23 protein-coding genes and 1 pseudogene are annotated in these 19,903 nt (G+C 70.3%); 17 read left to right on the top strand and 7 right to left on the bottom strand.

The window, feature by feature from the left end; translation table 11 throughout:
* Position 1: 1 nt before the first annotated feature.
* Positions 2-1,675: pseudogene (locus tag ASG45_RS04500) on the bottom strand (amidase); the annotation flags it as partial.
* Between ASG45_RS04500 and ASG45_RS04505 the strand changes: the two are divergent.
* From ASG45_RS04505 to ASG45_RS04525, 5 genes are all read left to right on the top strand, one after another.
* Positions 1,674-2,384 (top strand): TetR/AcrR family transcriptional regulator, encoded by a 711-nt coding sequence (locus ASG45_RS04505; protein WP_268773228.1) that lies wholly within the window; start codon positions 1,674-1,676, stop codon positions 2,382-2,384. The pseudogene ASG45_RS04500 and the gene ASG45_RS04505 sit on opposite strands and share 2 nt — an antisense overlap.
* Positions 2,385-2,449: 65 nt before the next feature.
* Positions 2,450-3,127: a phosphatase PAP2 family protein gene (locus tag ASG45_RS04510; protein WP_055833416.1), complete on the top strand. Its 678-nt coding sequence runs from the start codon at positions 2,450-2,452 to the stop codon at positions 3,125-3,127.
* Between the two features lie 16 nt (positions 3,128-3,143).
* On the top strand, positions 3,144-3,947 hold the full coding sequence (locus ASG45_RS04515) for a DUF1206 domain-containing protein (protein ID WP_055833419.1): 804 nt from the start codon (positions 3,144-3,146) through the stop codon (positions 3,945-3,947).
* Between the two features lie 97 nt (positions 3,948-4,044).
* On the top strand, positions 4,045-5,067 hold the full coding sequence (locus ASG45_RS04520) for a zinc-dependent alcohol dehydrogenase family protein (RefSeq protein WP_055833421.1): 1,023 nt from the start codon (positions 4,045-4,047) through the stop codon (positions 5,065-5,067).
* Positions 5,064-6,164 (top strand): PQQ-dependent sugar dehydrogenase, encoded by a 1,101-nt coding sequence (locus ASG45_RS04525; protein ID WP_055833424.1) that lies wholly within the window; start codon positions 5,064-5,066, stop codon positions 6,162-6,164. The genes ASG45_RS04520 and ASG45_RS04525 overlap by 4 nt, the downstream gene beginning before the upstream one ends.
* Before the next feature lie 34 nt (positions 6,165-6,198).
* On the opposite strand, the gene ASG45_RS04530 is transcribed toward ASG45_RS04525, so the two are convergent.
* Complete coding sequence (locus ASG45_RS04530; protein WP_055833427.1) at positions 6,199-7,005, bottom strand: DeoR/GlpR family DNA-binding transcription regulator; 807 nt, start codon at positions 7,003-7,005, stop codon at positions 6,199-6,201.
* A gap of 233 nt (positions 7,006-7,238) precedes the next feature.
* Here ASG45_RS04530 and ASG45_RS04535 point away from each other — a divergent pair, with 233 nt between their 5' ends.
* The 5 genes from ASG45_RS04535 to ASG45_RS04555 all read left to right on the top strand — a co-directional run bounded on the left by ASG45_RS04535 (position 7,239) and on the right by ASG45_RS04555 (position 12,566).
* Positions 7,239-8,531: an ABC transporter substrate-binding protein gene (locus tag ASG45_RS04535; protein WP_055833430.1), complete on the top strand. Its 1,293-nt coding sequence runs from the start codon at positions 7,239-7,241 to the stop codon at positions 8,529-8,531.
* A 73-nt stretch (positions 8,532-8,604) separates the two neighbouring features.
* Positions 8,605-9,534 carry a carbohydrate ABC transporter permease gene (locus tag ASG45_RS04540; protein WP_055833432.1) on the top strand — a complete coding sequence of 310 codons (930 nt, stop codon included), beginning with the start codon at positions 8,605-8,607 and terminating at the stop codon, positions 9,532-9,534.
* A 1-nt stretch (position 9,535) separates the two neighbouring features.
* Complete coding sequence (locus ASG45_RS04545) at positions 9,536-10,408, top strand: carbohydrate ABC transporter permease (protein ID WP_235561568.1); 873 nt, start codon at positions 9,536-9,538, stop codon at positions 10,406-10,408.
* A 33-nt stretch (positions 10,409-10,441) separates the two neighbouring features.
* A complete protein-coding gene (locus ASG45_RS04550; protein ID WP_055833435.1) occupies positions 10,442-11,305 on the top strand; it encodes a ketose-bisphosphate aldolase in 864 nt (287 codons plus the stop codon).
* 7 nt (positions 11,306-11,312) lie between these two features.
* Positions 11,313-12,566, top strand: coding sequence for an ADP-dependent glucokinase/phosphofructokinase (locus ASG45_RS04555; protein ID WP_235561569.1), 1,254 nt, complete (start codon positions 11,313-11,315; stop codon positions 12,564-12,566).
* Positions 12,567-12,624: 58 nt separating this feature from the next.
* Here ASG45_RS04555 and ASG45_RS16445 read toward each other — a convergent pair whose 3' ends face one another.
* Together ASG45_RS16445 and ASG45_RS04565 are read right to left on the bottom strand one after the other, a co-directional pair.
* Positions 12,625-13,728: an FUSC family protein gene (locus ASG45_RS16445; RefSeq protein ID WP_200943391.1), complete on the bottom strand. Its 1,104-nt coding sequence runs from the start codon at positions 13,726-13,728 to the stop codon at positions 12,625-12,627.
* 99 nt (positions 13,729-13,827) lie between these two features.
* Positions 13,828-14,793 carry an alpha/beta fold hydrolase gene (locus ASG45_RS04565; protein ID WP_055833440.1) on the bottom strand — a complete coding sequence of 322 codons (966 nt, stop codon included), beginning with the start codon at positions 14,791-14,793 and terminating at the stop codon, positions 13,828-13,830.
* Between the two features lie 79 nt (positions 14,794-14,872).
* Here ASG45_RS04565 and ASG45_RS04570 point away from each other — a divergent pair, with 79 nt between their 5' ends.
* Entirely contained in the window at positions 14,873-15,112 is a 240-nt protein-coding gene (locus ASG45_RS04570; protein WP_055833442.1) for a DUF3072 domain-containing protein, read from the top strand.
* A gap of 40 nt (positions 15,113-15,152) precedes the next feature.
* Here the strand turns inward: ASG45_RS04570 and ASG45_RS04575 are convergent, their stop codons facing one another.
* Positions 15,153-15,641, bottom strand: coding sequence for a MarR family winged helix-turn-helix transcriptional regulator (locus ASG45_RS04575; protein ID WP_055833446.1), 489 nt, complete (start codon positions 15,639-15,641; stop codon positions 15,153-15,155).
* Positions 15,642-15,776: 135 nt separating this feature from the next.
* Between ASG45_RS04575 and ASG45_RS04580 the strand changes: the two genes are divergently transcribed.
* A complete protein-coding gene (locus ASG45_RS04580; protein WP_055833449.1) occupies positions 15,777-16,304 on the top strand; it encodes a MarR family winged helix-turn-helix transcriptional regulator in 528 nt (175 codons plus the stop codon).
* 63 nt (positions 16,305-16,367) lie between these two features.
* On the opposite strand, the gene ASG45_RS04585 is transcribed toward ASG45_RS04580, so the two are convergent.
* Entirely contained in the window at positions 16,368-16,679 is a 312-nt protein-coding gene (locus ASG45_RS04585) for a DUF7882 family protein (RefSeq protein ID WP_055833451.1), read from the bottom strand.
* A gap of 112 nt (positions 16,680-16,791) precedes the next feature.
* Between ASG45_RS04585 and ASG45_RS04590 the strand changes: the two genes are divergently transcribed.
* The gene (locus ASG45_RS04590) at positions 16,792-17,109 is read left to right on the top strand and encodes a DUF7882 family protein (protein WP_055833454.1); all 318 of its coding nucleotides are present in this window, start codon (positions 16,792-16,794) and stop codon (positions 17,107-17,109) included.
* A 40-nt stretch (positions 17,110-17,149) separates the two neighbouring features.
* Here ASG45_RS04590 and ASG45_RS04595 read toward each other — a convergent pair whose 3' ends face one another.
* On the bottom strand, positions 17,150-17,488 hold the full coding sequence (locus tag ASG45_RS04595; protein ID WP_055833458.1) for a DUF7882 family protein: 339 nt from the start codon (positions 17,486-17,488) through the stop codon (positions 17,150-17,152).
* 116 nt (positions 17,489-17,604) lie between these two features.
* Between ASG45_RS04595 and ASG45_RS16105 the strand changes: the two genes are divergently transcribed.
* Genes ASG45_RS16105 through ASG45_RS04610 form a run of 4 tightly spaced genes read left to right on the top strand, consistent with a single transcriptional unit; the run spans position 17,605 to position 19,824 of the window.
* Positions 17,605-17,745 carry a hypothetical protein gene (locus tag ASG45_RS16105; protein WP_156458694.1) on the top strand — a complete coding sequence of 47 codons (141 nt, stop codon included), beginning with the start codon at positions 17,605-17,607 and terminating at the stop codon, positions 17,743-17,745.
* Between the two features lie 43 nt (positions 17,746-17,788).
* A complete protein-coding gene (locus tag ASG45_RS04600; protein WP_055833460.1) occupies positions 17,789-18,466 on the top strand; it encodes a GTP pyrophosphokinase in 678 nt (225 codons plus the stop codon).
* Between the two features lie 21 nt (positions 18,467-18,487).
* The gene (locus ASG45_RS04605) at positions 18,488-19,339 is read left to right on the top strand and encodes a hypothetical protein (protein ID WP_055833463.1); all 852 of its coding nucleotides are present in this window, start codon (positions 18,488-18,490) and stop codon (positions 19,337-19,339) included.
* The gene (locus ASG45_RS04610) at positions 19,336-19,824 is read left to right on the top strand and encodes a hypothetical protein (RefSeq protein WP_055833468.1); all 489 of its coding nucleotides are present in this window, start codon (positions 19,336-19,338) and stop codon (positions 19,822-19,824) included. The genes ASG45_RS04605 and ASG45_RS04610 overlap by 4 nt, the downstream gene beginning before the upstream one ends.
* The last annotated feature ends 79 nt before the right edge of the window (positions 19,825-19,903 follow it).

Here is a 19,903-nt window from a genome sequence, read left to right on the forward strand (position 1 = left end):
GCAGGGTGGGCGTGCGCGGAGGTGCGGTGCGCCGCTCGCCGAGGTCGGCGATGGCCGAGCCCAGCTGCACGAGCCGGGTGTCGCTGTACGCGGGCCCGGCGATCGTCAGGCCCACCGGCATCCCCGTGTCGGCCATGGTGCCCATCGGCACGGTGACGGTCGGGATGCCGAGGTGGCGGGGCACGAGGTTGCCGTTGGAGACCCAGACGCCGTTGCGCCACGCGATGTCGGCCGAGGCGGGGTTCACGTCGGCGTCGGCGGGACCGACGTCGGACTGCGTGGGGAAGATCACGGCGTCGAAGCCCTCGGCCTCGAGCCAGTCCTCGAAGTCGACGCGGCGGGTGTGCTCGAGGCCCCGGAGGCCCCGCTCGAGGCTCGCGACGTCGTGCCAGTCGGGTTGCCACTCTCGGGCGCGCTGCACGTAGTCGGCGATGTCGTACGAGATGTCGAAGTGCCAGATGCCGTAGCGGTCGTGCAGGGAGCCGGGCGGCGGGGGGAAGATGAGCGCGGCGTCGGCGTCGGCGAGGCGGTGCAGCTCGGGGTCGCCGTTCTGACGCAGGAACGTGTCCATCGCCCAGACCGCCAGGTCGCCGACCTCGTCGTCGAGGAACTCGCGGGTGACGAACCCGCGGTCGAGGAAGTCCTCGTCCCCGTCGTGCAGCTTCTCGTAACGGTCGACGACGGGGAAGTCGGTCTCGACGACCTCGGCGCCGGCGGCTTCGAGGTCGGCGCGCAGGGACTCCCACAGTCGAATGACGCTCGCGCGCGTGGCGATGGGGATCGCGTTGTCGGGGTCGCCGTTGATGTAGATGCGGGGCACGGCGAAGCGCAGACCCGCGAGCGGCGGGGTCTCGAGCTCGGCGAACGAGGCGGGGCGTACCTCGGAGGGACGAGGGAGCGCGATCCAGGGCTGCGTGCGCCACAGGTCGCCCTCGGTCACGGCGTCGTCGGAGATCACGGCATCCAGGACGTGACGCAGGTCGGGCATCGAGCGGGTGTGCGGCACGACGACGTCCATGGTGGGCACGAGCGGCCAGTTGCCGCGCACCGAGATGACACCGCGCGAGGGGGTGTAGGCGACCAGGGCGTTGTGCGAGGCCGGCGCGCGCCCCGACGACCACGTCTCCTCGCCGAGGCCGAAGGCGGCGAAGCTGGCCGCGGTGGCCGTGCCCGAGCCGTTCGACGAGCCGGAGCCGAACGCCGAGGTGAGGTACTCGCCGTTGTAGGGCGACTCCGCGCGGCCGTAGACGCCGCGCTGCATGCCCCCGGCAGCCATCGGCGGCATGGTGGTGAGGCCGAGGAACACCGCGCCCGCGGCCCGGAGGCGCTCGATCGCGAAGGCGTCGTCTTGCGCGATGAGGTTTCGGAAGGCGGGGGATCCGGATGCCACGGGCAGACCTTCGACCCGGTAGCTGTCCTTCGCGGTGAAGGGGATGCCGTCGAGGCGACCGCGCTGCTCGCCACGGGCGCGGCGGGCGTCTGCGGCGCGCGCCTCGTCGAAGACGCGCGGGTTGAGCACGGGGACGGAGTTGAGGCGGATGCCCGAGCGGTCGTAGGCGCCGATGCGGTTGAGGTAGCGGGCGACGAGCTCGACGCTGGTGACGATGCCGGCGTCGAGGGCGGCGTGCAGTCGGTCGATGTCCGCCTCGACGACGGTGAAGGCCTCGGTGGTCATGGCGGTAAACATACACCGTTTGTTTTACGGGAACCAGGCTTTTCCGACACCCCGATGCGTAGGCTCGGAACGAACCCCGGAGGCCACCATCGCTCGACCCACGACCCCGCTGCTGAACCGCGATCTCATCGCGCGCACGGCGCTCGCGCTCGTCGACCGTCACGGCCCCGACGGGGCGAGCGTGCGCCGGGTCGCCGCCCGTCTCGGGGTGAACCCCGCCTCGCTGTACAACCACGTGCCCAACCGCGCGGCCATGGTCGAAGACGTGCGGGCGCTGGTGTCGGAGCACATCGACTTCGCGCCGCTGCGCGACCTCCCCTGGGAAGAGGGCCTGCGCGCCTGGGCGCGGTCGTACCGCCGCGCGTTCGCCCGTCACGCGCGGGCGATCCCCCTGCTCATGACCGAGCGGGCGTCGGCGCCGGTGCTGCTGGCCGGGTACGAGCACTTCGCCGTCGCCGCCGAGGCGGTCGGATGGCCGCAGCGCGACCTGCTGCCCCTGCTCACGGTCTTCGAGTCGTTCATCCTCGGCAGCGTGCTCGACATGTCGGGTCCGAGCGTGGTGTTCGATCCCACCGGGCAGGAAGAGACGGTGCCGCGCTTCGCGGCCGCGTTCGCCGCGCTCGCCGACGAAGATCCCGACGACCCGGTCGCCACCCGAGCGTTCGAGCTGGGGCTCGACATGCTCATCGCCTCGGCGCGTCCGCGCTGAGGAGTGGTTCGACGCCCCGGAGCAAGACCTCGCCGTCACGGCATCGGACCTGCGACGATTCCGGGATGGATGCCACCACCGACGCCGCCCTGCTGCCCGACCGGCCGCGGGTCGATCACCGCCGTCCGATCGCCCTCGTGGTGGGTGTCGTCGCCGCGGTGCTCTTCGTCGGACTCCGCTTCGCCGTCGAGCTGAGCGGATCGGCGCCGCTGCCGATCGACCAGTGGTGGGACGACGCGATGGCCGACCTGGCGAACCCCGTCGCGGTCATCGTCGCCTGGATCCCCGCGATCGTCGGCGGCACGATCGGCATGATCGTCATCGGGGTCGCGACCACCGTCGTCTTCCTGCTGCGGCGGCGACCCTGGGACGCGCTCGCCGTCGCGTCCTCCATCGCCCTGGTCGTGCTGATCGGGGCGCCGCTCGCCGCCGTGATCGCCCGCGCGCGGCCCGCGGACTCGCTGGCCGAGACCGTGGCCACCTCGTTCCCCTCGGGGCATACCGCCGTGGCGACCACCATCGCCGTGGTCCTCGGTCTGATCCTGCGCCGAGGCTGGGTGTGGACGGCGGGGGTGGTGTGGGTCGTGGTGATGATGTGGAGTCGCACGTACCTGCACGCGCACTGGTTGTCCGACGTGACGGCGGGCCTGCTCGAGGGGATCGCGGTCTCGACCCTGGTGTGGGCGCTGGTCGAGGTGTGGCGCGTGCGTCGAGCGCAACGCCTGGTCGCGACGGGCGAGTGAGCGTTATCGTTCGCGGATGACCTCCGCATCCGCCGCTGCCGGCAAGGCCCAGGATTCCCGCGCTTTCGAGGCCGCCGCACGCGTCGGCTACGTCGTGCTCGGACTGCTCCACCTGCTCATCGGCGTGATCGCCGTCGGCATCGCCACCGGTGGGGGAGGTGACAGCGCCGACCAGAGCGGCGCCCTGCAGCAGGTGCGCGATGCTCCCGCCGGCCTCGCCCTGCTCTGGGTGATCGCTGTCGGTCTCGCCGCCCTGGCCGTCTGGCAGATCGCGGAGGCCTTCGTCGAGCGCGACTCCGATGCCAAGAAGCGCTGGGCGCATCGGGCGAAGTTCGTCGGCACCGCGATCGCGTACGTGGCCATCGCGGTGACCGCGGTGACGCTGGCCGTGGGCGGCAGCTCCGACTCGTCGGAGTCGTCGCAGACCCTGAGCGCGCGCATCCTCGCGATGCCGGGCGGCGTCGCCCTGCTGGTCGTCGTCGGCGTGGCGGTCGCTGCCGTCGGCGTCGCGTTCGTCGTGCGCGGGTGCACGCGCGCCTTCACCAAGAACCTGTCGATCCCCGCGGGGACCGCGGGTCGCGGCATCCGGGTCTTCGGCACGGTCGGATACATCGCCAAGGGCGTCGCCGTGGGGGTGGCGGGTGTGCTGTTCGTCGTGGCCGCCGTCACGCACGACCCGAACGCCGCGGGCGGGATCGACGCCGCCCTGCGCTCGCTCGCCGCTCTGCCGTTCGGCCAGGTCGTGCTGTGGCTCGTGGGCGCGGGGCTGATCGTGTACGGCCTGTTCTGCTTCGCCCGCGCGCGCTACGCGCGCATGTGACCGCTGGTGCCCGCAATAAAGGGGGCGCAACCCCCGGGCCGTTTCCAGGTGCGGCGGGTATTCCGGAAGCCGAACCTTCCGATCGAGAGGAACCGCCATGCGGGGAGTCATCATGCACGCCGCCGGAGATGTGCGCGTCGAGGACCGCGCCGACCCGGTCATCGAAGAACCGACGGACGCCGTCATCCGCCTGGCCGCCTCCTGCATCTGCGGCTCCGACCTCTGGCCGTACCGCGGATCCGACGACGTGGATGCCACGCCCATGGGCCACGAGTACGTCGGTGTCGTCACCGAGATCGGCTCCGAGGTGAAGAAGGTCGCGGTCGGCGACTTCGTCGTCGGGTCGTTCATGGCCTCCGACAACACGTGCGAGATCTGCCAGGCGGGCTACCAGTCGCGCTGCGTTCACGTCGTGCCGATGGGGCGCGTGGGCACCCAGGCCGAGTTCGCGCGCATCCCGCACGCCGACGGCACGCTCGTCGCCACCCCCGGTCAGCCCGACGACGACCTCATCCCCTCGCTCCTGGCCGCGAGCGACGTGCTGGGCACCGGCTGGTTCGCCGCGGTGGCGGCCGAGGTCGGCCCCGGTAAGACCGTCGCCGTCGTCGGCGATGGAGCGGTGGGACTGCTCGGCATCCTGGCCGCGAAGCAGCTCGGCGCCGAGCGCATCATCGCGATGTCGCGGCACGCCGATCGGCAGGAGCTCGCCCGGCGGTTCGGTGCGACCGACATCGTCGAGGAGCGCGGAGACGAGGGCATCGCCCGGGTGAAGGAGCTCACCGGCGGCCTCGGCGCGCACTCGGTGATCGAGGCCGTCGGCACGCAGCAGTCGATGGAACAGGCCGTCCGCTCCACGCGCGCGGGTGGTCACGTCGGCTTCGTCGGCGTCTCGCACGACGTGACCCTCGAGGGTCAGGAGCTGTTCCGCTCGGCCGTGCACCTGCACGGCGGTCCCGCTCCCGTGCGGCGGTTCCTCCCCGCGCTCATCCAACTCATCTGGGACCGCGAGATCGATCCCGGCGCCGTCTTCGACCTGACCCTTCCGCTCGAGGAAGCGGCCGAGGGGTACAAGGCCATGGACGAGCGTCGCGCCACCAAAGTGCTGCTGACGATCCCATGACCACCGCGACGCGGGAACGTCGCGCGGGGGCGGCGGCGGGCCTCGCTCTCGCGCTGATCGCGCTCGCCGGCTGCACGGGGGAGAGGGCCGCGTCCCCCGCGGCGACGCCCGCGTCGACCCCGACGGCCGGAACCCCCGGGTTCGTCGTCCCCGACGGGGAGCCCGAGGTCGTGGCATCCGGATTCACCACCCCCTGGTCGGTGGCCTTCGTCGGGGACACTGCCCTCGTCAGCCAGCGCGACACCGGCGAGATCCTCGAGATCGTGGGCGACGACACCCGCGTGGTGGGGGAGGTGCCCGACCTCGTGGCGCGTGGCGAGGGCGGGCTGCTCGGCATCGCCCACGCCGACGGCATGCTCTACGCCTACGTGACCACCCCCGACGGCAACCGCGTCTCACGCTTCGCGCTCGAGGGCTCGGCCGGATCCTTCGCCCTGGGGGCCGCGCAGACGGTGGTGGACGGCATCCCCTCCGCGAACACCCACAACGGAGGCCGCCTCGCCTTCGGCCCCGACGGCATGCTCTACGTCACCGCGGGCGATGCCGGCGATCCCGACGCGGCGCAGGACCCGGAGTCGCTCGGCGGCAAGATCCTGCGCGTGACGCCCGGGGGTGACGTGCCCGCCGACAACCCCGTCGCCGGCTCGCCGGTGTGGAGCATGGGGCACCGCAACCCGCAGGGCCTCGGGTGGGATGCCGAGGGCACGCTGTTCTCGTCGGAGTTCGGCCAGAACACCTGGGACGAGCTCAACGTCATCGAGCCCGGCGCGAACTACGGCTGGCCCGAGGTGGAGGGCACCGGCGGCGACGACCGGTTCGTCGATCCCGTGCAGCAGTGGGCGCCGGTGGATGCCAGCCCCAGCGGTCTCGCGGTCGTCGACGGCTCGGTGCTCATCGCGAACCTGCGGGGCCAGCGCCTGCGGGTGGTCCCCACCGCCGACCCCACGAGCGCACGGGAGTTCTTCGTCGGGGAGTTCGGTCGCCTGCGCGACGCGGTGCTCGCTCCCGACGGATCGCTCTGGATCGTCACGAGCAACACCGACCGCGGCGGGGGCGGCGACGACGCCGTGCTGCGGGTGCCGCTGACGGCGGGCTGAGCGGCCCGTCCGGTCACCGGAGTCGGAGCGCGCCCTACGGCGTCAGCACCGTGACCCCCGCGTCGGCCAACGCTGCCGCGAGGTCGGGAGAGGGCGGCGCGTCGGTGATGAGGTAGTCGGCCTTCTCGAGCGGGGCGACCTGGGCGAACAGGCGCCGGTCGAGCTTGGAGGAGTCGGCGAGGATCGCCGTGCGATCGGCGCGCTGGATCATCTCGCTCATCATCGTGGCGTCGCCGAGGTTGCTGGTCGAGAAGCCCGAGGCGTCGACCGCGCCCACCGCGATGAGCGCGTAGTCGCAGCGGATCTCGACCTCGGGGGTGTGCGAGTTCATCGCGAGGGTCACCGGCCCCGTCGTCGCTTGCGTGATGGTGCGCACCGCTCCGCCGAACAGGAAGAGGTCGCGGAAGACGCTGGGGGAGATCTCGGCGGGGATGCGCAGGTTGTTCGTCGCGATGGTCAGGTTGCGGTGGTTGCGCAGGGCGCGGGCGACGGCGAGTGTGGTGGTGCCGGCGTTCAGTACCAGCACCGAGCCGTCCTCGATGAGGTCGGCGGCCAGCGTGGCGATGCGTTCCTTCTCGGAGATCTGCATCTGCAGGCGCACATCGAGGCCCCGGTCGCGGCCGGGAACCGACATCGCGCTGACGGCGCCGCCGTGCGTGCGGACGACGATGCCTTCGCGGTCGAGCTGATCGAGGTCGCGGCGCACCGTGTCGATCGAGACGCCGAAATGCGAGGCGAGGTCGACGACCGTGACCTGACCCGACTCGGCGACGTAGGCGGCCAGCTCGGCTTTGCGTCCCGCGGGCAGTCGCCTCTTCGTCGTGGCTGTGGCTGCGTCCATGCCGTCATCTCTAGCACAGAGCGGCAACCGAATCGGCACTCGTTGTGTGAAAACGGCATGGAAACGCAGTAAAGAAGCGTTTTTTGCTGCTTGTCGCGCAGTTCGATGCGGCAATTGTCACGAATCTGCATCGAACGCTTGACCGACCCCGCAGGTGAGCGCATACTCGTGCTGAAAGCAGCAATAACGCGCACAACAGCGCTAAATACAGCAAATCTCAATGAGGAGAAACGATGGACAACAGCGGGCGCCGGCGTCGGAACGCCATCAAGCTCGTCGGTGTCGCAGCAGCGGCCTCGACCCTCCTGGCCATGGCGGGGTGCTCGTCGAACGGCGCCGCCACCTCGGCAGACGGAGACGTCACGATCGAATTCGCCCAGTGGTGGGAGCCCGAGCTGGGAGACGGCCAGTTCCGTGGCCTCATGGACCAGTTCGAGCAGGAGAACCCGGGCATCAAGGTCGACCTGGTCAGCGGACCGTACGCGTCGACCAAGGAGCAGCTCTTCGCCGGAGCTGCCTCCGGCACCATGCCCGACGTCGTCGGTCTCGACGGCGCGTGGGTGAGCGACTTCGCCAAGCAGGGCGTCATCGCCGACCTGACGAAGCTCATGAGCGACTCGGGCTACGACGACAGCCAGCTGGCCAGCCAGATCCAGGTCGACGGCAGCACGTACATGATCCCCGTCGTGAACTTCGTCTACCCGATGTTCACGAACGACGGCATCCTCGCGGAGGCAGGTGTCAGCGCACCGCCGTCGACGCGCTCCGAGTTCGCCGACGCGGCCAAGAAGATCTCGGCGCTCGGCGGCGACGTCTCGGGGTGGGTGCTTCCGCTCTCGCTCGAAGCTCCCAACGGCGTGCAGAACGACGTCATGTCGTGGGCCTGGGCCTCGGGCGGCTCGATGCTGAAGGACGGGCAGCCCGACCTCACCAACGCCGACGTCACCTCGGCCACCGACTACATCCAGCAGCTGTGGAAGGACGGGGTCATCGCCCCCGGCTCGTTCACGATGAAGGAGCAGGACAAGGTCGAGGAGTTCACCAACGGACGCGTCGGCATGATGATCGACTCGCTCGCGCACATCAACCTCATCCGCGAGTCCAACCCCGACCTGACCTTCTCGATCTCGGCGATCCCCGCCGAAGACGGCTTCACCGGTGAGCGGGGCATCCCCTACGCCTCGTGGGGGATCGGCGTCGCCGAGAACTCCGAGCACAAGGACGCCGCGTTCAAGCTCGTGCAGTTCCTGATGGGCACCGACGTCAACAGCGAGCTGTCGACGATGGCCAAGGCCTTCCCCGGCAACACCGAGAGCGTGCCGACCTTCGTCGAAGACGACGCGCTGTTCAAGACGGCCTTCGACATCTACAAGGCCGGCTACCCCGCCAACGAGTTCACGGGCCTCCCCGTCGCCGAGGAACTCATGCGCCAGTTCGGCACCCAGTTCCAGTCGGCTCTGGACGGTCAGCAGTCGATGAGCGACGCGCTGAAGAAGACGCAGGACGAATGGACGTCGGAGTTCTGATCCGACCCCGAACCGGGATGCCGCACCGCCCCCACGCACGGTGCGGCATCCCGCTCAGCGAAAGCCGCACATCATGACCATGCGCACCCTCACACCCCCCGACACCGAGGTGATCGTCACCGGACGACCGCTCTCGCGCCGCACCCGCCAACTCCGCAAGGCCGGCGAGGCCTACGCGTTCCTGTCGCCGACCCTGATCCTGCTGTTCGTCCTGATGATCGTCCCGATCGTCATGGTGATCGGCTACTCGTTCCAAGACAACGTCATCCTGAACAAGAGTCCCCAGGTCGTGGGCGTCGACAACTACGTCGCGATCCTCACCGACCCGGGCTTCTGGAAGGCGACCGGCAACACCCTCTTCTTCACCCTCACCAGCGTCGCCGCACACCTCGTGCTCGGACTCTCCTTCGCGATGCTGCTGAACAGCCGGCTCATCGGCGCGATCCCCCGGGCGATCTTCCGCGGCCTGTACGTGCTGCCGTGGCTGTTCACCGTCGCCGTCATCGCCGTGCTCTGGCGCATGCTGCTCTCGCCGAACGGCATCGTGAACTTCCTGCTGAACACCGACATCGAGTGGCTCGCCTCTCCGTCGCTCGCGCTCGGCACGGTGACCTTCATCAACATCTGGGCCGGCTACCCCTTCTTCATGGTGAGCCTGCTCGCGGGACTCCAGGGGATTCCGAGCGACCTGTACGAGGCGGCGACCGTCGACGGTGCCAGCCCCGCGCAGCGGTTCTGGAACGTCACCATCCCGCAGCTGCGCCCCATCATCGTCAGCCTCGTGCTGCTCGACCTGATCTGGACGTCGCAGCAGTTCGCCCTCATCTGGCTGACCACGGGCGGCGGTCCGATCGACGTCACCGAGATGCTCAGCACCTACACCTACAAGCTCGCATTCGCGAAGTACGACTTCTCGATGGCCTCCACCTCGGCGGTGCTGGTCCTGGCGATGTCGATGATCATCGCGGTGCTCTACGTCCGCCAGCAGAAGGCGAGGGACTGACATGGCCCTGACCACCCCCGCGCGCCCGCGCGCCATGAGCACCGTCGCACGCCGCCGGTTCGCCCAGACCGGCGTGTTCATCGGCCTCCTCCTCGGTGCGGTCTTCGCCGCGGGACCGGTGCTGTGGATGCTGTCGAGCTCGTTCAAGTCGAACACGCAGATCTTCGAGCTCCCGCCGCGCCTGATCACCGAGACGTTCTCGTTCGACGCGTACATCTCGATCTTCACCAACCCCGAGACGGTGCGCTTCTTCATCAACAGCTACGTCGTCGCGGGAGCCGTGACGATCCTCACGCTCCTGGTGGCGATCCAGGCCGCGTACGCCTTCAGCCGCTTCGAGTTCCGCGGCAAACGCATCGTCAACGTCATCATCGTCAGCGTCCAGGCCGTGCCGCCCATCACCCTGCTCATCCCGTACTTCGGGCTCATGGTGGGACTCGGGCTGTACAACACCTACCCGGGCCTCATCTTCACCTACATGGTGTTCACGCTGCCCTACGCGATCATCATGATGACCGGGTACTTCAACACCCTGCCGAAGGAGCTCGACGAGGCCGTCCGCGTCGACGGGGCCGGATCCTTCACCGCCCTCTGGCGCGTGCTCGTACCCATCTCGATCCCCGGGATCGTCTCGGTGGGCATCTACACGTTCATGATCGCGTGGAACGAGTTCCTCTTCGCGCTGACCCTCACGCGCACCATCGACATGCGCACGGTGCCGATCGGCATCCAGTTGCTCATGGGACAGCACTCGTACGAGTGGAACCAGATCATGGCGATGAGCATCCTCGGCTCGATCCCCGTGCTGCTGCTCTTCCTGTTCTTCCAGCGCTTCTTCATCAGCGGCCTGACGGCCGGCTCGGTGAAGAGCTAAGCCACCCGACCCCACCCAACAAGGAGAATCTCCGTGCTCTACACCGGCAAGTCCATCCTCGACGTGGCGAACGCCCACAGCTTCGCCATCCCGGCCTTCAACATCAGCGACTGGTCGATGTTCACCGGGATCATGGACATCAGCGAAGAGAAGTCCGCTCCGGTCATCATCGCCATCCACCCCGACGAGGTCTCGCACATCACGACCGACCTGATCGCCGCGATGCGCTCCCGCGCGCACCGCTCGAGCGTGCCCGTCGCCATCCACTGGGACCACGGCGGAACCTACGAGCAGATGATCGTCGCGATCCAGTCGGGCTTCACCTCGGTGATGATCGACGCCTCGCTCGAGCCCTTCGAGCAGAACGTCGCCCTCACCCGCAAGGTCGTCGAGGCCGCGCACGCCGTGGGCGTGCAGGTCGAGGGCGAGCTCGGCACCATCGGCGCGAACGACAGCTACGGAGAATCCGGCGCCGCCGAGATCATCTACACCAACGTCGACGACGCGGTGCGCTTCGTCGAGCAGACCGGTGTCGACAGCCTCGCGATCGCGATCGGCACCTCGCACGGGCTGTACCCGGCCGAGAAGAGCCCCGAACTGCGTCACGACCTGCTCGAGCAGATCAAGGCCGCGGTCGGCATTCCCCTCGTGCTGCACGGCGGCTCGAGCAACCCGGATGCCGAGCTTCGCCGTGCGGTCGAGCTGGGCGTGAACAAGATCAACATCTCCAGCGACATCAAGGTGGCCTACCACGACCGCATGCGCGAGATCCTCGGCACCGACCGGCGCCTGCGCGAGCCCAACGCGATCCAGCCCGAGCCCATCGCCGCGATGAAGATCACCGCGGCGGAGAAGATCGACCTGTTCGGCGCCGCCGGCAAGGCCGACCTGTACTGATCGGACGGTGACCGACGTCATGGCAGAAGACCTCGTCCTCGGACTCGGCGGCACCGTCGACTACGAGATCCGATGGGATGCCGCGGTGCTCTCCGCGCTCGCGCAGGAGCACGGCATCCGTCGAGACGAGCTGACCACCACGACGCCGATCATCGACGAGCGCTCGCTCGTGATCACGGTGCTCGCCTTCCTCGCCACCGGCGGGGGAGGCGAGCGCTTCGTCCTGTCGTCGCGGATCGTCGAGCAGTTCGCGTCCCACTTCGACAAGGAGATCACGCTCGGCGGCACGGGCGTGCGCGCGGGCATCGCGCTCGATCGCATCGGCGTCCCCACCGTGCAGCACCTCGTGAGCATCGACGACAACGTGCGGCGCCTGCTGCCGGCCTCGATGCGGGTGGTGTCGTCGGCGACGCGCGACACCCTCGACCCGCACCTGATCGTGCAGTACCCCGAGGGGACGACCGTGCACCTCGCGGACGCGGCGGTGACCGCTCCGGCATCCAATCGCCTGATCTTCGCCAACGACGCCCCCAACCGCGAGATGGCGATCGCCGAGGGACTCGGTGAGGTGCTCGAGGGAGCCGCGGCGTTCCTGATCTCGGGCTTCAACACCATGCAGGATGCCGACCTGCTCGCGCGTCGGCTCGACGACCTCGTCGCGGCGATGGGCCACCTGCCCGCCGACGCCCTCGTGTACTACGAGGACGCGGGCTTCTACCAGCGGGAACAGTCTGCCCTCGTGCGCGCCCGCCTGCTCGATCGCATCGACGTGTACGGCATGAACGAAGACGAACTGCAGGAGTACCTCGCCCGGCCCGTCGACCTGCTCTCACCCGACGACGTGGCTGCCGCGCTCGCCGAGGTGCACGGCCTCATTCCCGCGCGCACTCTGGTGGTGCACACGAAGTACTGGGCGATCGCCGTGGGTCCCGCGGCCGCCGCGCACCTCGCGGGTCTCGACAGTGCGGTGCGCACCGCCGCGACCCGGTACCGGCTCGGCGATGCCTGCACGGCCGCCGACCTCGACGAGACCGCTCGTCTTCCCCGCCACGCGGGTGGGACGGCCGTGGTGGCAGCGCTCCGCGAGCGCCTGGGGGCCATCGGCGTGCCCGCGTTCGTCGTCGACACCGCCCACCCCACCACGATCGGCCTGGGCGACACGTTCGTCGGCGGATTCCTGGCCGCCGTGCCGGCTGCGGCGCGCACGGCGACGGGGGCTGCCCTGGAGCGTGCGCTCGACGCGGCGGCGACCGCGCCCTGACCGGGGCGGACCAGCGCGCACTGCCTTGGGCGCTCCGCGCGTGACGAGCGAGGCCCCGTCAGCGCGTCGCGGTGTCGGCGTCGGGGTCGGAGAAGGGGCCGCACGCGGCGATCACGCGGCGCAGGCTCACCGCCGCCTCCCACGCGTCGAGGGGCTCCTCATCGGCCGCGAGCTCACGCAGGCGGTCGGTGTACCGCGTGAGCGCCGTCTCGGCCTCGTGCAGCTGCGGGCCCGTGCTCTGCGGGTCGGGCGGCGTGACGGCCAGGTGCGACACGCTCTCGATCGCCTGGGCGAGCGCGCGCCGGGCGTCCGGGGGCAGGCGCGTGTCGACGTCGGGCCCGGCGGTCAGGCGGCCGAGGGCCGCCGCCAACTCGCGGGTGGCGTCGGCGATGCCGGTGAGGGCGTCGAGGCGGCGGCGGTTCAGGTCACGCGGAGCCTGCAGGCGCCGGCCGCGGGGGTTGTATCGGCGGCTCTCGTCGGCGAGCTCGACCTCTTCTTTCACGTCGGCGAGGGTGCCGGTGAGACCCTCCGAGGCCGCGTCGGCGGCGGCGGGGTCGAAGGCGTGACCGGCGAGCGAATCGGCGATCGCGCGCAGGGCGTCGCCGAGAGCATCGCGCAGGTGGCCCAGCCGGTCGTCGGCCCGCTGCACCCGCAGCGGGGGCACCACCACGAGGTTCACCACCACACCGACCACGACGCCGAAGGCCATCGTCATCAGGTACGACGACGAGTAGCCGTCGGGGTCGGCGCCGCCCAGCAGCAGCACGAAGAGTCCCGCGATGGCCACCCAGTCGCGGCCGACGCCGAGCGCGCGTACGCCGGCCAGCAGCACGCCGATCAGGATGACGACCGCGACCGCCACGATGCGCGGCAGGCCCGCTCCCACCACGGCGAGGCTCGCGAGGCCCAGCCCGATGCCCAGCGCGAGACCGACGACCGCCTGCACCCCGCTCGAGGCGGAGCGGGCGACGGTGGGGTACATGCTGACGAGCACGCCCAACGGGGCGTAGTACGAGTACTCGCTCTGCGCGAAGGGCACGAGGGGCGCGAGATACCAGGCGAGGGCGGCCGCCGCAGCGGTCTTGGCGGCCAGCAGGAGGCGGTCGGGGGTGACCGCGTCGGACCACCACCGTCGCGGATCGAGGGACGGGGACAATCTCATGAGCGATGAGTGCGCGGGCGAGTCGACACCGAACCCATCCTGCGGGCGTCGCGACGCGCGGTCGCGGGGGTTGCCGTGGCGCGGCGGGCGAGGTACCCCTCAGCTGCGTGGGCGGTAGGCCTCCCACAGCACCCGGGTGTGGCGCGCCTTGGCCTTCTCCACGCCCGTCTCGTCTTTGCGTGCCGCGCTGACCCACTCGGCGGCGCGGCTGGCCATGGCGCCGAGCACCATGCGCACGTCGGCGTGCGAGGCCGGGGGAACCACGGCGTCGGCCGCCGGCATCCGGCCCTTCGCCGCCAGCTCGTCGCGCACGTGCCGCACGACCAGGTCGGCCACGCCGACGGCGTGACTGTTCACGACGCAGTGTGCGGCCCCCTCGATCTCCCACCGGCGCGCGGAGCGGGCGCGGGCGACCAGACGCGAATGCAGCCGGCGCGGCGAGGGGCGGTCGAACTCGCCGCGCACGAGCAGCAGGGTCGCGTGAGCCGCACCGATGCGGTCCGAGATGCGGTAGCGCAGCATGTGCGGCAACGTCTCGAAGAAGTAGAGGAACCCGCACAACAGGTAGGCCGACACCGCCAGCAACGCGATGTGCACGGACTCGCGCAGCGTCGACTGCACGAAACGCACCGCTTGGGTGAGGGCGTGGGCCTCGCTCTCGTCGACGACGGGACTCACGAGCACCGCGTGCGAGAGGTCAGGCCGCCGCGCGAGCACCTCGGTGACCACCTGCGTGCCCATCGAGTGCCCGATGAGCACGGGGTCGTCGAGGTCGTAGTGGTCGAGCACCCCCTCGACCTGGTCGGCGAAGAAGGAGGCGGTGGGCTGCTCCCCCGAGGCGGGGACCCCGCCGAAGCCCGGCAGGTCGAGGGCGAAGACGTCGCCCTCGTTCGCGAGCAGCGGTGCGAGGAACTCGAAGTACGTCGATGCCACCCCGATGCCGGCCACGAGCACGAACGAGCGCCCCGTCGTGGCCCCGCTGGATACGCGGGTGACCCTGGTTCGCGCGTCGCCGCGCCGATAGGTCTCGACCTGGACGTCGGCGGGTCTCGGGTCGCGGGGCATCGATCCAGGATGCCGTACTCGCCTGGGCGCTCTGTCAATCCCGGGGGCCGTGTCGACCGCGTCGGCCTAGCCTCGACCCATGAGCGATTCCTCCCGAGAAGAAGAGACCCTGGGTGCCGTCCGCGACAGCGACAACCCCGCCGAGAAGGACCCCTCGGACTGGGTCACCGGCGACGAGCCGATGACCGCCCCGCAGCGCAGCTACCTCGACACGCTGGCACGCGAAGCCGGCGAGGAGATCCCCGCCGACCTGAACAAGGCCGAGGCGTCGGAGCAGATCGAGCGTCTGCAGGCCGAGACCGGCCGCTCCACCAACTGACGGTCGCCTCGCGACCCGGGCGTCCCGTCCGACCTGCTGGTCAGGTCGTGCGGGACGCTTTGTCGTGGAGCCGCAGCTCGTCGATGTCGTGGGTCTCACCGCGGGCGATGTCGTCGAGGAAGTCGGCCACGATGCGCCGCTCGGCGGCACCCAGACGCCCGGCGGCCGCGGAAGCCGAGGAGTGGCGCACCGCCAGCACGCGGCGGGCGGGGGAGTCGGCGTCGATGGTCTCGCGCACGACGATCGAACGGCGGTCGCCCGGGTACGGTCCGCGCTCCACCCACCCGGCTTCGGCCAGTCGATCGATGAGGGCGGTGGTCGCCGCCGACGAGATGCCCAGCATCTCGGCCAGCAGGCGCGGGGTGACGGGGGCATCGTCGGCGTCGCGCTGCAGCAGGAACCGCAGCACCTTGGCGTCGTTGGGGCCGATGCCGAGCGACTGGAGTGCGGCCCGCTCGGAGGCGACCCCGGACTCGGTGAGGTCGGTGAGGGCCTTGACGACGTCGTCTGCCGACGTGGTGTCTTCCATCTCGCCTCCCGCGATCTCTCGGCGGCCTAGTGTCTCCGAGGCCGATCAAGTAGACAGCCTCGCTACTAACCATGGTAGCTGTCCGCCTCGCGCAGGGGCAGGGGGCTGGGCGATTCCCTGTCATAGGATGCCCAGGTGGAGAACGACTCGGGCGAAACGCGCTATTGGTACGGCGCCGCGGACGAGGATCGTCGCCGACGCGCCATCGAGGTGCTGCAGGCCTTCCGCGTGTACCGCGCCGCCGAGGTGGCGATGCGCCGACGCACCCGCGAGTCGATGTCGATGGGCGAGAACGAGCTCCTCGTGCTGCGCTACCTGCTGCGGGCCGCCGGACAGCAGCGTCAGGTCTCACCGAGTGAGCTGACGCGGTACCTCGGTGTCTCGACGGCGTCGACGACCGCCATCGTCGACCGTCTCGAGAAGTCCGGCCACGTCACCCGCACGCCCCACCCCACCGACCGGCGCAGCATCTTCATCGTCGCCACCGCGGCCAGCGACGACGAGGTGCGCGCGACGCTCGGGACGATGCACTCCCGCATGATGAGCGCCGTCGTCGACATGACGCCGGAAGAGAGCGCCGCGGTCATCGCGTGCCTCGGCCGCCTGCAGGATGCCGTCGACCAGGTCGATCCGCACCCGGAACCGGTCGACTCCGAGCGGTGAGTCGCCGACCGACGTCAGCGGGGTGACGCTCGGGGCATCCGGGCGGCAGTCCGCCGGTCCGGGTCAGGACCCCGGGTGCTCCGGCTCGGGCACCAGCAGGAGGCCGCCCGAGGAGTTCGCGGAGTTCGCCAGGTCTTCGACCCACGCGCGGCTCAGCAACGCCGGCTCCGGCTCGTCGAAGACGAAGCGCAGGGGGATCGACGGGTGCAGCCACACCGTGCTGCGACCCACGTCCTGCCCCGGACCGTGCGTCCACGACAGCGTGAAGCTCTCGCCACGGCGGAGCTTGGTGGCGATGACCACCTTGAGGTGCGCGAGCGCGCGATCCTCGATGTCGATCGGTGTCGCGGCGTCTCCGTAGTAAAGCGTTCCCACACGCTCACGCTAGTCGTGTGGAGCGTGGAGCCCGTCGGGGTTGCCTCACCGCCCCGCGCCGTGGCACCGGATGGCGGATGCCGCTCTGCGTTCCTCGGCTAGGCTCGGACGCATGGGCAGATTCATCTACGACACCGTCGCGAACGCCGTCGACATCGATGACCGCACGCTCGCACACCTGCGCATCGTCGTGATGAACAAGCTGCGCCGCTCGGAATCGTTCATGTTCGACGTCGAGGTCGGTGACGGCAGTGGCCGCCGCAGCTTCTGGATGCACCCGTCGGTGCCCATCCAGTTCCACTTCTACGGGAGCCGTCAGCCCCGCATCAACCGCGTGTGGGTCGAAGACCTCATGCTCGCGGCATCCGGACCCAACGGCCTGGCCATCACGCCCGAGCCCAGCGAAGACGCGGGCGTCGAAGAGGGCTGATCGTCGGCGCGGCGCCGAGAGTGCCGCGGGTCGGGCGCGTTCAGTGCGCCGATGACGAGGCGTCGGCCTCGGCGGACGGCGCGATGTCTTCGGCGACGAGCATGATGCCGCCCGAGGAGTTCGCCGATTCGGCCAGCCGCTCGATCCACTCGCGACTCAGCATCGTGGGTTCCGCCTCGTCGAAGACGAAGCGCAAGGGAATGGCCGGGTGCAGCCACAGCGTGCTGCGGCCGCGCTCCTCGTCGTCGCGGTGACGCCACGAGAGCGTGAAGCTCTCGCCACGACGGAGCTTCGTCGAGATCACGACCTTGAGATGCGCGAGCGCGCGATCCTCGATGTGGACGATCGTGCCGCTTCCGCCGTAATGAATGGTCCCCATGCGGCCCACGATACGCGAGGGTCTCGCCGGATACGCCGAGGATTGCCCGGTGTCAAGACCGCCGGACGGGACGGGGTGCCCCTGAGATCGTGGGACCTTCACGGAAGGAGGGCGCCATGACTCATCCCCCCACGCCTTGGCACCCGGAACCCGGCGACGAATCCGACGATCTCCCCCACGTCTTCGACGGACTCATCGGCATCGACGTCATCGACGGCGAGCTCGTCCCCCGCGCCTCGGAGCCGCCACGCCGCTGATGCTCCCAGGGCCCTCGTAGGCGCGCTGGATAACGTCGAGGTCATGACGGACTCGCTGGACGAACAGCAGATCACCGTCTCGGGTGCGGCGTTGCGAGCCCTGAGGGACGATTTCCAACGGTTCCTCATGGAGTACCGCTTCGGGCTGGCCGAGGTCGAGACAAAGATCTCGATCCTGCGCGAAGAGTTCCAGGAGATGCACGCCTACAACCCGATCGAGCACGTGTCGAGCCGGGTGAAGTCACCCGACAGCCTGGTCGACAAGGTGCGGCGCAAGGGCGTCGAGACCGACTTCGACTCGATCCGCGCAGCGATCACCGACATCGCCGGCATCCGCATCACCTGCAGCTTCGTCGATGACGCCTACCGCTTGTCCGACCTGCTCACCCGGCAGGACGACATCACCGTGCGCGAGGTGAAGGACTACATCGCCGAGCCCAAGGCCAACGGCTACAAGAGTCTGCACGTGATCGTCGAGGTGCCCGTGTACCTCTCGACCGGCCGGGTCGACGTTCCCGTCGAGGTGCAGTTCCGCACCATCGCGATGGACTTCTGGGCCAGCCTCGAGCACAAGATCTACTACAAGTACGACCGACTCGTGCCCGACGATCTGCTCGCCGAGCTGAAGAACGCCGCCGACACCGCGGCCGAGCTCGACGCGCGCATGGAACGGCTGCACCGCGAGATCCGCGGAGCGCAGCCGGGGGTGGTCTCGCTCTGACGAGCCCGTCAGAATGGAACGATGAGCGACGACGCCGGCCTCCTCGACGAGGTCGCAGCCGAACTGCTCGTCCTGCCGCCCGCGCGATTCACCGCGGCCCGTAATGCGCGAGCTGCCGACGTGGCGGGACCGGTCGGTCGCCGCATCGCGCAACTGCGCAAGCCCACGGTCGCCGCGTGGGCGGTCAACCTGCTCGTGCGCGACGGGCAGCTGGGCGAGGCCGTGGAGCTCTCCCGCGCTCTGCACGAGGCGCAGGACGACCTGGATGCCGCGGAGCTCGCCCGCCTCGGACGTCAGCGGCGTCAGCTCGTCACCGCCCTCGCCCGGCGCGCGGGAGAGCTCGCCGCCGCGGAGGGCACGCCGCTGAGCGGCGCGATGATCGACGCGGTGCAGAAGACCATCAACGCCGCCGTCGTCGATTCCACGGTCGCGGCGGCCGTACTGACGGGACGGCTCGTGGCGCCCGTCGACCTGGCCGATCTCGAGGCCGATGCCCTGGGGGCCGCGGTAGCCGGGTCGGTCCCCGGCGTGGTGCCCGCCGCCGCTCCCCACGACGATCTCGCGGCCCGACGCGCGCGCAAAGCCGCCGAGCGGGCCGTGCGCGAAGCCGAGCGTGCGCGCGCCGAGGCCGATCGCGACCTGGCCGGCGCCGACAAGCGGCTGGACTCGGCGCGAGAGAAGGCCGATCGGGCGAACGAGCGGGTCGACGCGCTGCGCACCGACCTCGAGCGGGCGGAGGGCGACGCCGCGGCCGCGGCCGCCGCGGTCGATGCGCGTGAGGGCGAGCGCGCCTCGGCCGTCGAGACCGCTCGGTCGGCGGCCCGAGCGCTCGAACGGGCGGAAGCTGCGAGCGATGACGGAGAGAGCGCATGACCGAGTCCACGGTGACGGCGATCCTCGACGCCGCGCGTCGGCGCCTGACCGACGCCCCGCGCGAGCGCATCGGCGAGCTGCAGGAGGGGCGGCGGTTGCTCGGCATCCCGCGTGCGGCGCGCATCGCGCAGCGCGGGACGGCGTGGCACCTCGGGGTGCTGCTCGTGATCGACGACGGCGTGCTCGCCACGGGCGACATCGTGCGCTCGCACGAAGAGGTGCGCCGCGGTTTCGCCGCCGAATCGCAACGCCGCCGCGCCGAGCTGTCGGCGGCGGCGGCGCGCGGCGGAGTGCCCGAGGGTGAGACGGTGCACATCGGGTGGCACCCCATCGACCTCGCCGCCCTCGATGCGGCATCGAGCCCCCTCGCCGTCCGCGGGGGAGAGGCGCTCGTGCGCTGGAGCGCGGCCGGGGGATACCAGCCGCTCGCCCGATACCTCGAGGAGCGCATCGAGCTGCTGCGTCATCCACCTGAGCGCGCGTGACGCCCCGCGCATAGTCGGGGGTTCGCCGGGTGTCAACTCTCGCGTCCCCGGTCTGTTCCGCGAGCGACGCTGGTCTATC

Source organism: Microbacterium sp. Leaf436 (genome assembly GCF_001424715.1).
GTDB lineage: Bacteria > Actinomycetota > Actinomycetes > Actinomycetales > Microbacteriaceae > Microbacterium.